11 protein-coding genes are annotated in these 14,068 nt (G+C 37.3%); 7 read left to right on the forward strand and 4 right to left on the reverse strand.

Annotated features, from left to right (window positions below; all coding sequences use genetic code 11):
* Positions 1–227 precede the first annotated feature (227 nt).
* The 3 genes from ACQKIM_RS11375 to ACQKIM_RS11385 all read right to left on the reverse strand — a co-directional run bounded on the left by ACQKIM_RS11375 (position 228) and on the right by ACQKIM_RS11385 (position 4,640).
* Positions 228–1,925, reverse strand: coding sequence for a methyl-accepting chemotaxis protein (locus tag ACQKIM_RS11375; RefSeq protein ID WP_427543573.1), 1,698 nt, complete (start codon positions 1,923–1,925; stop codon positions 228–230).
* Positions 1,909–3,552 carry a pyridoxal phosphate-dependent decarboxylase family protein gene (locus ACQKIM_RS11380; RefSeq protein ID WP_427543576.1) on the reverse strand — a complete coding sequence of 548 codons (1,644 nt, stop codon included), beginning with the start codon at positions 3,550–3,552 and terminating at the stop codon, positions 1,909–1,911. Before ACQKIM_RS11380 ends, ACQKIM_RS11375 begins: the two co-directional genes overlap by 17 nt.
* A gap of 449 nt (positions 3,553–4,001) precedes the next feature.
* Positions 4,002–4,640, reverse strand: a complete 639-nt coding sequence (locus tag ACQKIM_RS11385; RefSeq protein WP_427543772.1) for a polysaccharide deacetylase family protein — start codon at positions 4,638–4,640, stop codon at positions 4,002–4,004.
* Positions 4,641–4,855: 215 nt separating this feature from the next.
* Here ACQKIM_RS11385 and ACQKIM_RS11390 point away from each other — a divergent pair, with 215 nt between their 5' ends.
* Together ACQKIM_RS11390 and chrA are read left to right on the forward strand one after the other, a co-directional pair.
* Positions 4,856–5,701, forward strand: coding sequence for a DUF4179 domain-containing protein (locus ACQKIM_RS11390; RefSeq protein WP_427543579.1), 846 nt, complete (start codon positions 4,856–4,858; stop codon positions 5,699–5,701).
* Between the two features lie 112 nt (positions 5,702–5,813).
* Positions 5,814–6,965: a chromate efflux transporter gene (gene chrA, locus ACQKIM_RS11395; protein ID WP_427543582.1), complete on the forward strand. Its 1,152-nt coding sequence runs from the start codon at positions 5,814–5,816 to the stop codon at positions 6,963–6,965.
* Positions 6,966–7,537: 572 nt separating this feature from the next.
* Here chrA and ACQKIM_RS11400 read toward each other — a convergent pair.
* Positions 7,538–7,690 (reverse strand): hypothetical protein, encoded by a 153-nt coding sequence (locus ACQKIM_RS11400; protein ID WP_427543585.1) that lies wholly within the window; start codon positions 7,688–7,690, stop codon positions 7,538–7,540.
* A gap of 287 nt (positions 7,691–7,977) precedes the next feature.
* Between ACQKIM_RS11400 and hemW the strand changes: the two genes are divergently transcribed.
* The 5 genes from hemW to dnaJ all read left to right on the forward strand — a co-directional run bounded on the left by hemW (position 7,978) and on the right by dnaJ (position 14,066).
* The gene (gene hemW / locus ACQKIM_RS11405) at positions 7,978–9,123 is read left to right on the forward strand and encodes a radical SAM family heme chaperone HemW (protein WP_427543588.1); all 1,146 of its coding nucleotides are present in this window, start codon (positions 7,978–7,980) and stop codon (positions 9,121–9,123) included.
* An 89-nt stretch (positions 9,124–9,212) separates the two neighbouring features.
* Positions 9,213–10,241, forward strand: coding sequence for a heat-inducible transcriptional repressor HrcA (gene hrcA, locus ACQKIM_RS11410; protein ID WP_427543591.1), 1,029 nt, complete (start codon positions 9,213–9,215; stop codon positions 10,239–10,241).
* Positions 10,242–10,258: 17 nt separating this feature from the next.
* Positions 10,259–10,846: a nucleotide exchange factor GrpE gene (gene grpE, locus ACQKIM_RS11415; protein WP_427543594.1), complete on the forward strand. Its 588-nt coding sequence runs from the start codon at positions 10,259–10,261 to the stop codon at positions 10,844–10,846.
* A gap of 75 nt (positions 10,847–10,921) precedes the next feature.
* Positions 10,922–12,763 carry a molecular chaperone DnaK gene (gene dnaK, locus ACQKIM_RS11420; protein ID WP_427543597.1) on the forward strand — a complete coding sequence of 614 codons (1,842 nt, stop codon included), beginning with the start codon at positions 10,922–10,924 and terminating at the stop codon, positions 12,761–12,763.
* Between the two features lie 181 nt (positions 12,764–12,944).
* Complete coding sequence (gene dnaJ, locus ACQKIM_RS11425) at positions 12,945–14,066, forward strand: molecular chaperone DnaJ (RefSeq protein ID WP_427543600.1); 1,122 nt, start codon at positions 12,945–12,947, stop codon at positions 14,064–14,066.
* Positions 14,067–14,068: the final 2 nt, after the last annotated feature.

Below are 14,068 nucleotides of genomic sequence, written 5' to 3' on the forward strand. Positions count from 1 at the left end.
CTCCCGTGGGATAGCGAGACAGACGAGACCCTGCACGGAGCGTCAGCGCAGGAAGCGGCTCGTCGCTCGCCCACTGGAAAGCGAGTAGCCTGGAATGGAAATCACCTTCATTTGATTTAGTAGTGTTCACAAAGAGTCCCTTGACCATTTAGTTTTTCAACACGATGAAATCCGCTATATTTCTGTGAAAGTATAGCGGATTTTATGATGAAGAACGATTTTAGTTTTTATAGCTGGAATTTTTGTATGATATGACGAAGCTGCTGAGCCATCTCCGCTAAATTATTAGAAGAGGCTGTAATTTCCTCGATGCTCGCGGATTGTTCCTCAGCCGCTGCTGCTACATTTTGAATATTTCCTGATGCTTGAACGGCTACTACGCCAACTTCTTCTACAGAGTTAGCAATGCTGTTCACACCTTGATTCATATTGATAATGATCGAATTGACATGATTCATTTCCTGCGTTAGCTCCGTAATATGTGCATAAATTTCTCCAAAGGCCTCACCAGATGCATGAAAGGTTGTTGAGCTTTCCTCGAGATTACTGCTGCTAATTGCCATAGATTTTACAGCCTGTGCAGACTCCTCCTTAATGGTTTCAATACGTGTTCGAATACTGTTAGTTGCTGCTAATGATTGGTCAGCAAGCTTACGTACTTCTTCTGCAACAACAGCAAAGCCCTTACCATGTTCCCCAGCTCTTGCTGCTTCAATGGATGCATTTAACGCGAGTAAATTGGTTTGGTCCGTAATCTCGTTAATTAAGGTTACAATGTCACCAATTTCATTTGTATATGTACTTAAACGTTTGACAACTACTGAAGTTTCTTGAATAGCAGTAGAAGTGACAGCCATTTTCTCAGTCGCACTTTGAATTGTCATATTGCCCTTTTCAGAAATTGTGGATGCACTGACTGCCTTAGTCGCTACATCATTGACGCTCGAAACGACTTCAGTCATCTTTGTAGAGATTGCTATAATATGATTTTCAACTTCTTCAATGGAGGATGTTTGCTTTTCTGAACCAGCCGCAACTTCCTGCATGGAAGATGTAATTTGCTGTATGGATGCACTTGTTTGCTCAGAGCTTGCTGTTAATTCTTCTGACATGGCAGCAACTTGCTCAGCGTTTTCAGCGATTTGCTGAATAAGTAAGCGTAAATCATCTGTCATATTTTCAATGCCCGCTGATAGCTGAGCAATTTCATTGGAACCTTTGATTTGTATAGATTCAACAGCTAAATCTCCCTTGGCCACCCTGCTGACATAACCCGTCATCTTTTTAATTGGCTTAGTAATACCGATGCTAATGAAATAAGCAACAATAATACCAAATAGGATGAAAATCACAGTCATAATGATACATATCCAAAGTGTCTCTGTTTGCAGCTTAGAGATAAAGGAAGCATCCATATCTATACCGAATAAAATATCCGTGTTTTTAAATGGTATAAAAATAGATTTATGAATACCATATTCATCTTGATAAATATCGCTTGTTTGAATAGTACCAGAGTCTAAAGCAGCATTCATTTTTTTATCGAAAACATAATCTTCCTTATAATTGTCTTTATTGCTTAAAGCAACAATATGCTCCTTTCCATTAGAGCGAGAAAGGATATACGCATTTTCAATATCGTATGTTTTGACTGTGCTATTTAATTGCTTTAGTAGTTGTTCATATTTTTGATGATTCCCGTTGTCTGCAGCAATGGCATCATTTTTTTCTATATCTTCAAAAATAGAATTAGATACAATCTCTAGAGATGATTCAAATTGTGTAATAACAAAGTTATCGATAATTCGATAAGACGTTAAGAATAATACCACACTAAACATGATGGAAATAATAGCAATGGGAATTGTAAAACTTGCAATATATTTATAGAGTAAGGAACCCTTGAATTTAGTGATTATATTCAACTTTAGCATCCTCCAATACTTTTAGCTTCTGTTGCAGGAAATGAATCATATTACGTATATGTTCTGTTTCAGTATAGGGAGAAATAGCAAAGAATTTTGCTACTGCAACTGGCATTTGCTGCTTTGTATCACTCGCGCTGACAGTGCAAACACGTGTTGTATCACCGAAAAATACTTCGTCTCGATCCTCTCCTATAATCTCAAATAAAGAGGCATTAATCGCATTTATATATTCAATTTGGTCTTGACTATAGCCACCTGCCTGCTCGGTGTGCCAATTATAGCCTTCTGGATATAGACGAAAGGCTGTAACTGGTCCAATATTTGTTTCATTTACTACTTGAAGCATTGATGTATGCTCCGCTAATTGTGCTCGAAATGCTAAGTTAACACGTACATAATTGGCTAATATTTGTTGATAGCCTTCTTTACCAAATGCCTGTAAAGCAGCATAAATAGCTATCGAGCTTCCCATTCGTGAGCACTCTAATGTGTAGCCTGTATGGTAGGAGCCATAACCGCGATTGCCGACATATGGTGTATCAAAGTCCTCAATATCAAGTAACTGTAGACTGTTACCTTCTTTTATTAGGAATAAGCTTGTTAAATATGGTGTCTGACCAAGCTTTTGGAAATCAAAACATAGACTATCTGCGATTGCTAGATGCTGCATACGTGTACGAATATGTGCTAGTCCCTGTAATACATCTGCCTCTAATTGAAGAGGATTTGCAGTAAAGTCGTAATCGTTGAAAAATGCGTAAAAGCCTCCCAGAGCGGAATCGGCATGGATATGTATTGGTTTTAAGGCATATTTCTTCTCAAGACCTGTTGTAATTTCTTTAATGGCTTGTACATCATCAATAGCAAATTGATCCGTAGCACCTGTTGTGGCTACTATATAGACTGGAATTCCACCGTTTTCGATAACCTCTGTCATTCGATTCTGTAAGTCATTGATATCCATGGAATGGTCTTTTCCCGCTTTTATTCGAACTAAATGCTTGCTTCCTATACCTACTGCTTCCACCGATTTTAAAAGGCTATAATGTGCATTTTCTGATGCAAAGCAATATAAATTATTTGGAACACCCTCTTCCTTTGCCTGTGGAAATTGCTTAGCAATGGCAAGACGAAGACCACTAAATACAGCCCCTTGACCACCCCAAGTTGTATAGCCGAAACTTTTAGTATAATCATAGCCTACTAACTTCGACATCATTGCTATAACTTTTACTTCACACTCTGCGGCAGCAGGTCCATATACATCCCATAGATTGTTACCGTTCAGGAGGGCATTTGTAAACTGACCCAATATACCGGGGATGCTGGCCATTGGTAAAACATTCGTGACAAAATTACGCGTATGATAAGGATGTCCTTGCATCAATTGTGTAAGCTCTTCTACAACCTGATCGAGTCCAACACCTGTATTTGCTATTTGATTGTTTTGCATTAATTCTTGGTAAAAATTAGAGGAGCGCTCTTTAATTGGTCCAAGAGACGTTTTATTAGGATTTTTTAATGCATCTAGAGAGGAAACAATTTTCTCTAATAGCGATAAAAATATTTCCCTTTGCTGGATATTTCCATCTTCACTTTGGAATAATTGTTGAATTTTTTTCATATTCATCATCCTTTATAGTTCATATTCCCTCTATTTTTTGTTCTTCAAAAATAGGTCGTTTTTCTAAAATTATAATAACATAAAATAACAAAAATGAATTTATATTTTCCTGAAAAAATATTATTTTACATTTCTGAATAATCCGATTTGTTTTGGAGGAAATATGAAAATTATTATTAAGGTGCATGAATTTTTAAAAATATATATTTAAAAGGTTTTTTAGAGCGTTTATAAGCAAATTATTACAAAAAATGAGGGAAAGAGATTTTTGTGAAGATGAAAGGAAGTTATTAAAATTACTATTTTAATAATAGTTTTGAAATGAAATAATAATTAGAAAATTGTAATACTTTTAGACTATTTATCATAAAGATTGATAAATAGAGCGACACACTTTAAATAGTAATCTGCTATTCATGAAAAAAGAATCTGCATTACTTGTGCAGATTCTATGATTTGTCCTGTAGTTCTTTAATGGTGACAAAGCGGTAACCATCCTCAGAAAGTGACTGCAAAATACCTTCGATCGCTTGCAGTTCATTGTCTGTATTGTCATACATGGGATGCATTAAAATAATCGAGCCAGGTTGTATATACTCTTTCACATAGTTAATTTTTTCATCAGGCGTTGTATAGAAAGAGTCAGGCTTTTTCCCATATGGCGGTCGAACAGGTGGGATTTCTGAATATCCAATATTTTTTATAAGCTCGTCTGTTTTTTCAATTTCATTTTTGTAAAAGGTAGGGCTCTTAAAGACCATTCGCTTATGAGAATAGGTATGATTGCCAATTTGATGACCAGCATTTACAATTTTTTTGCTTTCTTCTAAATTTTCTTCAATATCCTTTCCGATTAAAAAAAAGGTTGCTTTAGCATCATAGTCATCCAGTAATGTTAAAATTGAGTTGACATTTTTAGTTGGACCGTCATCAAAAGAAAGTGCTACAACCTTGTCTGTAGTGTCAATATGAGAGGTAATTTTACCAAAAAGTTGATAGTCTCTAGCATTCATTAACTTATAGGCACCAAATGCTAAAACAACAATGAAAAATAAAACAATTCCTAAATAAGCAATTTTCTTTTTCAGCGTTAGTCCTCCTTGCTATTCATTTGATTTCAAAAAAAAGTCTTAAAAATAATTTCTCCATGGTTTTCTAAAATTGCTATTGATCAATACCCATTGTATGAGAGGACACGGTGTGACAAACATTAATTCGTTCAGGTTATATAATGTTCATTTAACAACTACAATAAATAAAACGCATTTGTGTAGATAACTTTCTAAAAAATGAGGTGTACATGATGTCTAATGATATGCTTCTAGTTGAAGGTCAGTCAAAGGGTAGTCGATTGCGTAAGATATGGTTTGTTGTAGTGTTATTTTTTATATTAATGATTGGTATTATTGTACTTTACTATTTATTTAATAAGGAATTAAACTTTGAAACCTATAAAACAGTTGTCGGTAAAACCACTGAAAATAGCCTTGGAAGTTTGACCTTAAATGAAGTAATAGTGGATGACAATCAGATTTTATTAAACGCTACCTTTAAACCAGAAAAAGATACACATTTCGACTATCAAATTTTTTTCTTTCCACAAGTATTGATTAATGGAAAAGAGTTTACGGTAAGAAATGGAGGGCAATCCATTGCGCAATCGGATAAAACCTATACCATTTACAGCAGTGTCAAATTAAGTGAATTACCAAAGGATGAAACATTAAATTTAGATATTAGTTTTAATGACTGGAACGGGAAAAAGATGATTGACGAGCCATGGAACTTTCAAGTAGAAGCATCACAGAAGCAATTACAAGAAGATAGGAACATTTTTTCAGTGAAAAAAAAGGTGAAGCTTATAGATGGTCAACAAATAACGATCGACAAGGTTGTTTCTACGCCAATTTCAACAACGATTTATTTCCATTCTGACATAGCCCTATTGAATGATTCCATACAATTTAATATTCAATCCACATCAGGAGAATTATGGCGCTTTAATGCTGCGTATCCATTAAATGAAGAATATACACAATGGGGAGTTCGACTCGATGCCCTATATTTGACAGAAAAAAGTTATCATTTAATTCCAATTGCTACAGGTGGAAATGAGCTTGGTTCAAAAATTAAAATTACAAAAAAATAAGTAATTCTTAAGGCTTTGCTGGATTATTCTTTAATCTTTACAATACTTTAATCTAAAAGCACGATTACACCATGTAAGATAATGATATATTACATGGAAAGTAGTGAGGTTGTTGCGAAGGTTATGGGAGATCTTTTTAGTTTCCTTTAAATTAGGCTGTACTTCCTTTGGTGGACCAACTGCACATTTAGGTTATTTTCAAAATGAGTATGTTGAAAAACGTAAGTGGTTATCAGCAAATGATTACAGTCAGCTTGTAGCACTTAGCCAATTTCTACCTGGTCCAGCATCGAGTCAGGTAGGAATGGGTATTGGCTTAGTAAGAGGAGGAATAGTTGGGAGTATAGCGTCTTTTATTGGTTTTACATTACCGTCAGTTTTGCTGCTGATTGCATTCGCATATTTTTCGACGCAGATAGAGATGGGCTGGGTCCATGGCTTAAAATTAGTGGCTGTTGCGATTGTTGCACAGGCAATTTTAGATATGTCCAGAAAGTTGGTTGCTAGCATATGGCATTTAATAATAGCCTTGTTTGCACTTGGAGTAGTGCTTTTATGGATACATCCATTATCACAGGTAATGGTTATAAGTCTTGCTGCCCTTATAGGCTTTCGATTTATTAAAATTACAAGTGAAATGGATCATCATATAACAGTTGTACCTATTTCCAAAAAAGCAGGGTTCATTTTATTAATATTGTTTGTCCTACTTCTAATTGGTTTACCAGCTATTAGTCCATTTATGCAACATGAATGGTTTATGTTGATCGAAAAGTTTTATCTATCAGGTGCCTTAGTATTTGGGGGCGGTCATGTAGTATTGCCCTTGCTAGAAGTGCAATTTGTACAAAGTGGACTGATGAGTTCTTCCGATTTTTTAACAGGTTATGGAATGACACAGGCAGTCCCAGGTCCATTATTTACGTTTGCCTCTTACATAGGTATGATGATTGCTGGAGTACCGGGTGCCATTATAGCAACAATAGCTATTTTTCTACCTGCTTTTTTACTTATAATCGGAGCATTGCCATTTTGGCTAGCGCTAAATCGATTCCCTGGATTAAGAGGGGCTATAGCAGGCGCAAATGCAGCGGTTGTTGGAATATTAGCGGCAGCATTTTTTCATCCTATTGCTACAGAGACAATTGAAAATGGATTAGATATTGTGATAGCAGCCATGTTTTTATGGTGCTTAATGCGTTGGAAAATGCCCCCTTATTTATTGGTGCTAATTGGTCTTTGCATAGGAATGATACGTTATTAATAATACACTTTGAAATCAAAACCACGACTCTTTATGGTTTTGACTTCATAGTGTTGAAAAACTAAATGGTCAAGGGACTCTTTGTGAACACTACTAAGTCAAATGAAGACGATTTCCGTTCCAGGCTACTCGCTTTGCCGCTGACACTTCGCTTTCGCGCAGAGCAAGGCTTCCTGTGGGCGAGCGACGTGCCGCTTCCTTCGCTGGAGGAACGAAGACTAAGTGTGTCACGTCCTGTGACAATTTATCTGTGCGAAAGCGTAGCGACAGCAACAACGCCTTCGTGACCAACATCGTGTTGGCCTCAGTTTCTCGTCTGTCTCGCTATCCCACGGGAGTCGAGTAGCCTTGCACTCCAATCTGCAATAGTGTAGATCTTTAAATATTTTCTTCCCTCGAAAGTAAAGTAAAAACCTATTATGGATAGAATAGTGGCACAATTCTATAGTTGTTATGCTGCATTTTATGGATAAAACCACCTTGTCACTTTACATAAAGCCACTTATTGCTGTCGCTCTATTTTCGTATAGAAAAATGTTATCAAAGCTCCCTTTTGCATAAAACAGTGATGGCTAAGACTTCCATTTTTTACTATACATTTGTGTGAAATTCCAATAGATTATACTATGAGCAACGGTTGATTGGAGTGTAGACTGAGTGACTCCTCGGGGATTCAGCGTCACAGATGAGACCCTGGAGCGAGCTACGCGAGTGAAGCGGCTCATCGGACGCCCCCAGGAAAGCACTCAGTCGGAACGGAGATCAACCCCTCGTTTTGAAAAAGGGCTATACTTTTTGATTTGTCACCTTGATGTCATTGACATAATAGTATTTCAAAAACGTGAAATCAAAACCATGACTCTTTATGGTTTTGATTTTTTTTTGAAAAAAGAACTCTTGGAACCTTCATTCGATACACATACTTTTCTTAGATGGATTCATGGCATTCTAACCTTTGTTTGTTTATAATGTAAAAATGGAAAAAGACTTATGTTAGAAAGAAGGGATAGCTATGGCACGAGGTGTTTACATTCATATTCCTTTTTGTCATCAAATCTGTAATTATTGCGATTTCAATAAATTTTATTTTAAAAATCAACCTGTTGATGAATATATAGAAACTCTAGGCAAAGAGATGGCGCTCGCTATACAAAAATATCCTGACCATTTTAAACAAATTGAAACCATCTTCCTTGGTGGGGGAACACCGACTGCGTTATCTCCTGTGCAACTAGAAAAACTTCTTGGGCTTATTCGTGCGTATATTCCTATGGACAGTGTGACAGAATTTACATCAGAGGCAAATCCAGACGAGCTGTCAGAGGCGAAATTGCAGGCATTGTTTGCTGGAGGTGTCAATCGTTTAAGCATGGGGGTACAATCCTTTGATCAGGCGTTATTAAAGAAAATTGGACGTACACATAGTAACGAACATGTTTATGAAACAATTACCTTGGCGAAAAAGGTAGGTTTCCACAATATAAGCATTGATTTAATGTATGGTTTACCTGGGCAAACAATGGCACAATGGGAGGATTCCTTAGCAAAGGCCTTTGCCTTGGAGTTACCACATATTTCAGCATACTCATTAATAGTGGAGCCAAAAACGATATTTTATAATCAATATACAAAGGGAAAGCTGCATTTACCAACTGAAGATCTTGAGGCAGATATGTATGATGTATTGATGAAACAGATGGAGGGTCATGGGCTGCAACAATACGAAATAAGTAATTTCGCGCAATCTGGTTTCAGTTCTAGTCATAACAAAATTTATTGGGAAAACGATGAATATGCAGGCTTTGGTGCTGGTGCGCATGGATATATAGCTGGTGTACGTTATTCCAATCATGGACCATTAAAAAAATATATTGAGGCAGTAAATACAGGCGAGTTACCAATTGTCTATGAGCATATTGTAACAGAGAATGAAAAACGAGAAGAACAAATGTTTCTAGGTCTGCGAAAAACAGAGGGAGTATTACACCATATATATGAAGAGAAATTTAATGAAATGATGTTTACACGATATCGTGATGTTATAGAAAAGCTAGTATTAGAAGGTCTTTTGGAACACGATACGATTGGAATTCGTCTGACACGAAAAGGTCGTTTTGTAGGTAATGAAGTATTTCAACAATTTTTGCTAGAAGATTGAGCGATATCGTTGACAGAAAATGTGGGATTTGATAACTTAATAATAGTATTAGCACTCCTCTTAGTTGAGTGCTAACAGAGGTGATAATCATGCTAACAAATCGGCAACTACAGATATTGCAAGCCATTGTTGATGACTTTATTATGTTTGCACAGCCGGTAGGTTCTCGCCAAATCTCCAAAAAGCAAGAGATTACATTTAGTCCAGCCACAATTCGAAATGAGATGGCGGATTTGGAGGAACTAGGTTTTTTAGAAAAAACACATACTTCCTCTGGTCGAGTGCCTTCGGAAAAGGGTTATAGATTTTATGTAGATCATTTGTTGAGTCCACAGGGGATTAATTCTAGGGATATTCAGCAAATCCAATCAATTTTTAATGATCGCCTAGTAGAAGTAGAGCATATTATCCGAAAGTCAGCCAATATTTTATCAGAGCTGACATCTTATACATCGATTCTTTTAGGACCTGATGTGCAAAGACATCGTGTTAAACGATTCTCAATTGTGCCGCTCTCTAGTGATACAGCAGTAGCGATTATCGTAACGAATAACGGGCATGTGGAAAATCGCATGTTTAGTTTACCTCCTGGTTTTACCGCTTCTGAATTAGAGAAGATGGTTAATATTTTAAATGAACGCTTAATCGGTGTGTCTTTAGAAGACCTTCATACAAAGCTTGAGGCTGAAGTATTAGCTGTCTTACAGCAGCATGTGAGATCTGCGGATGACTTTATCCACTCACTTGTTACAGCCACGATGCATAATTCGGAAAGTAAAATTTTCTATGGTGGAAAAACGAATATGTTCAATCAGCCCGAATTCCACGATTTAAATAAAGTCCGGATGATTTTGGACTTAATGGAAACGAATAGCCAAGTGCAGTCGCTTTTCCATCCCAATGAATCGGGCATTCAAATTCGTATAGGCTCAGAAAATAAACAACTAGAAATGGAAAACTGTAGTGTCATTACGACCACTTATTCAATTGGTGAAGATCAACAAGGGGCTATTGCGATTATTGGTCCAACACGGATGGATTACAAACGTGTTGTTGCTTTACTAGACGTATTGCGCTTGGATTTAACACAGGCCTTTACGAAGAATCGTAGTGATTGATAATGAGGAGGATTCAAGTGACTGAAATAACTGATAACAAGGACCTTGTACAAGAAGAAGTACAGGATGAGAAAAATGTACAAGCTGAAAATTTATCGACAGAAGAAGATGTAGTAGAACAGCAAGAAGTAGAGTTGACAATTGAAGAGCAGTACGAAGCAAAGCTAGCAGATTTACAAGCAAAGCTAGACGACGAGGAAAATCGCCATCTACGCCTACGCGCTGACTTTGATAATATGCGCCGTCGCAGTCAACTAGATCGTGAGGCTGCTGAAAAATATCGTGCTCAAAGCTTATTATCAGATTTGCTACCAGTACTAGATAATTTTGAACGTGCCTTACAGGTGGAAGCAACATCTGAAGAAGCTGCTTCTATTGTAAAAGGCATTGAGATGGTCTATCGTTCTCTGATTGAAGCAACAGAGAAGGAAGGTCTGCAAGTAATTAAAGCTGAAGGTGAGCCATTTGATCCAAATATTCACCAAGCTGTCATGCAGGAACAAGATAATGAAAAAGACGCTGGTGTTGTTTTACGTGAGCTGCAAAAAGGATATATCCTAAAGGATCGTGTATTACGCCCAACAATGGTATCTGTGAACGAATAGTCATAGCACTATTTAGTCAATTAAAATCAGTTAGAAAACGCATCCCTTGCGTTGAAATAATAGGAGGAAATTTTAATGAGCAAAATTATCGGTATTGACTTAGGAACAACAAATTCTTGTGTTTCTGTACTTGAAGGTGGAGAACCAAAAGTAATTCCAAATCCAGAAGGCAATCGTACAACACCATCTGTTGTCGCATTTAAAAACGGCGAACGTCAAGTTGGTGAAGTAGCAAAACGTCAATCAGTAACAAACCCGAACACAATTATTTCTATTAAATCAAAAATGGGTACAGCTGAAAAAGTAACAGTAGAAGAAAAAGACTATACGCCACAAGAAGTATCTGCAATGATTCTTCAATACTTAAAAGGCTATGCAGAAGACTACTTAGGGGAAAAAGTAACAAAAGCAGTTATTACAGTTCCTGCTTATTTTAACGATGCACAACGCCAAGCAACAAAAGATGCTGGTAAAATCGCAGGTCTTGAAGTAGAGCGTATTATCAATGAGCCAACTGCTGCTGCACTTGCATATGGATTAGATAAGCAAGATCAAGATCAAAAAGTTTTAGTATTTGACCTTGGTGGTGGTACATTTGACGTTTCTATTCTTGAATTAGGTGACGGTGTCTTCGAAGTATTAGCAACAGCTGGTGATAACAAACTAGGTGGGGACGATTTCGATGACGTGATTATCGACTATCTAGTAGCTGAATTCAAAAAAGAAAATGGCATTGACTTATCAAAAGATAAAATGGCGATGCAACGCTTAAAAGATGCAGCAGAAAAAGCGAAAAAAGATTTATCTGGTGTAACTTCAACACAAATTTCTTTACCATTCATTACAGCTGGTGAAGCAGGTCCATTACACTTAGAAATTTCTTTAACACGTGCAAAATTCGACGAAATTACTTTACCATTAGTAAATCGTACAGTTGGTCCAGTACGTCAAGCATTATCTGATGCAGGTCTTTCAACAACTGAAATTGACCAAGTTATTTTAGTTGGTGGTTCTACTCGTATTCCAGCAGTACAAGAAGCAGTACGTAAAGAAACTGGTAAAGAGCCTCATCGCGGTGTAAACCCAGATGAAGTTGTTGCTATGGGTGCTGCTGTACAAGGTGGCGTATTAACTGGTGATGTGAAAGACGTTGTTCTACTTGACGTAACACCGCTTTCACTTGGTATTGAAACAATGGGCGGCGTGTTCACAAAATTAATTGACCGTAACACGACAATTCCAACATCTAAATCGCAAGTATTCTCTACAGCAGCTGACAACCAACCAGCAGTAGATATTCACGTATTACAAGGTGAACGTTCAATGGCAGCAGACAATAAAACATTAGGTCGCTTCCAATTAGCAGATATTCCACCAGCACCACGTGGTATTCCACAAATCGAAGTAACATTCGATATTGATAAAAACGGTATCGTATCTGTTAAAGCGAAAGATCTTGGTACAAACAAAGAACAAACAATTGTAATCCAATCTGATTCTGGTTTATCTGAAGCAGATATTGAACGCATGGTAAAAGATGCTGAGGCAAATGCTGAAGCAGATGCTAAACGTAAAGAAGAAGCAGATCTTCGTAACGAAGCAGATCAACTAGTATTCCAAGTAGACAAAACAATTGCTGATTTAGGTGAGCAAATTACAGAAGACGAGAAAAAGTCTGTTGAAGATGCTCGTGATGAACTGAAAAAAGCACTTGAAGCAGGCGAATTAGAAGGTATTAAATCTGCTAAAGAAAAACTAGAAGGCGTTTTACAGCCATTAGTAATGAAAGTATATGAACAAGCTGCAGCAGCTGCTCAAGCGGCTCAAGGTGGCGAAGCAGGTGCAGATACTGGAGCTGATAAGAAAGACGATGATATCGTAGACGCTGACTTTGAAGAAGTAAAAGACGATAAATAATAGCTAGTAGCTCAGTTAAGTGAAGAAGCCAAAGACCGCTTGCGGCTTTGGCTTTTCTCTTTATTAAAAGCGATACTACAAGTTTATCCTTTATTAATAAATATTTTACAACAAAAATAGAGGCAGTTTATTTAACTGCATGGTACAATAGATTTTATGCAAAAAGAGCGGAGTGTGAATGATGGAAAAACGCGATTACTACGAGGTGCTTGGTTTAACCAAATCGGCTTCAAAAGATGATATTAAAAAAGCATATCGTAAATTATCAAAACAATATCACCCTGATTTAAATAAAGAGCCAGGTGCTGATGAAAAATTCAAAGAAATCGCTGAAGCTTATGAAGTGCTGAGTGATGATCAGAAGAAAGCTCGCTACGATCAATTTGGTCATGAGGATCCAAATGCAGGCTTTGGTGGTGGCTTCGGAGGAGGAGGCGGCTTTGGCGGCTTCGAGGATATTTTCAGTTCGTTCTTTGGTGGCGGTGGTCGCCGCCAGGACCCGAATGCGCCACGCAAGGGTGATGATTTACAATATCGTATGAATATTAAATTTGAGGAAGCGATTTTCGGGAAAGAAACAGAAATCGAAATTCCAAAGGATGAAACCTGCGATACTTGCCATGGTTCAGGTGCAAAAGCAGGTACTACACCAGAAACATGTTCAACATGTAATGGTGCTGGTCAAGTAAATCAAGCAGTGGATACTCCATTTGGCCGTATGATGAATCGTCGTACTTGTTCAACATGTCAAGGTACAGGTAAAATCATTAAAGAAAAATGTTCAACATGTCGTGGTGAAGGAAAAGTTCAAAAACGTAAGAAAATTAAAGTAACAATTCCAGCAGGGGTTGACGATGGCCAACAAATTCGTGTATCTGGTCAGGGTGAACCAGGTATAAATGGAGGACCAGCGGGAGATTTATATATTATGTTCCGTGTGCAGGGACATAATGATTTTGAACGTGATGGCGACGATATCTATTATGAACTTAAGTTAACATTCCCTCAGGCAGCTCTTGGTGATGAAATTGAAGTACCAACTGTTCATGGGAAAGTAAAATTACGAATTCCAGCAGGGACACAATCAGGTGCTCAATTCCGCCTTAAAGACAAGGGTGTAAAAAATGTACATGGCTATGGTACAGGTAATCAATACGTCACTGTAAAAGTGATTACACCAGAAAAATTAACTGAAAGACAAAAACAACTACTGCGCGAATTTGCTGAAATTAGTGGTGATATTCCTGAGGAACAAGGAAGCTCGCTATTTGATAAAATCAAGAAAAAATTCCAAGGCGAATAATT

The sequence above is a fragment of the Lysinibacillus sp. NPDC047702 genome, assembly GCF_050272555.1.
Classification (GTDB): Bacteria; Bacillota; Bacilli; order Bacillales_A; family Planococcaceae; genus Lysinibacillus.

Excerpts from the sequence above, each read along its gene's own strand:
- dnaK (WP_427543597.1), top strand. The coding sequence starts at position 10,922 with ATGAGCAAAATTATCGGTATTGACTTAGGAACAACAAATTCTTGTGTT.
- ACQKIM_RS11380 (WP_427543576.1), bottom strand. The coding sequence starts at position 3,552 with ATGAAAAAAATTCAACAATTATTCCAAAGTGAAGATGGAAATATCCAG.
- hrcA (WP_427543591.1), top strand. The coding sequence starts at position 9,213 with ATGCTAACAAATCGGCAACTACAGATATTGCAAGCCATTGTTGATGAC.
- hemW (WP_427543588.1), top strand. The coding sequence starts at position 7,978 with ATGGCACGAGGTGTTTACATTCATATTCCTTTTTGTCATCAAATCTGT.
- ACQKIM_RS11390 (WP_427543579.1), top strand. The coding sequence starts at position 4,856 with ATGTCTAATGATATGCTTCTAGTTGAAGGTCAGTCAAAGGGTAGTCGA.
- ACQKIM_RS11400 (WP_427543585.1), bottom strand. The coding sequence starts at position 7,690 with ATGAGCCGCTTCACTCGCGTAGCTCGCTCCAGGGTCTCATCTGTGACG.
- dnaJ (WP_427543600.1), top strand. The coding sequence starts at position 12,945 with ATGGAAAAACGCGATTACTACGAGGTGCTTGGTTTAACCAAATCGGCT.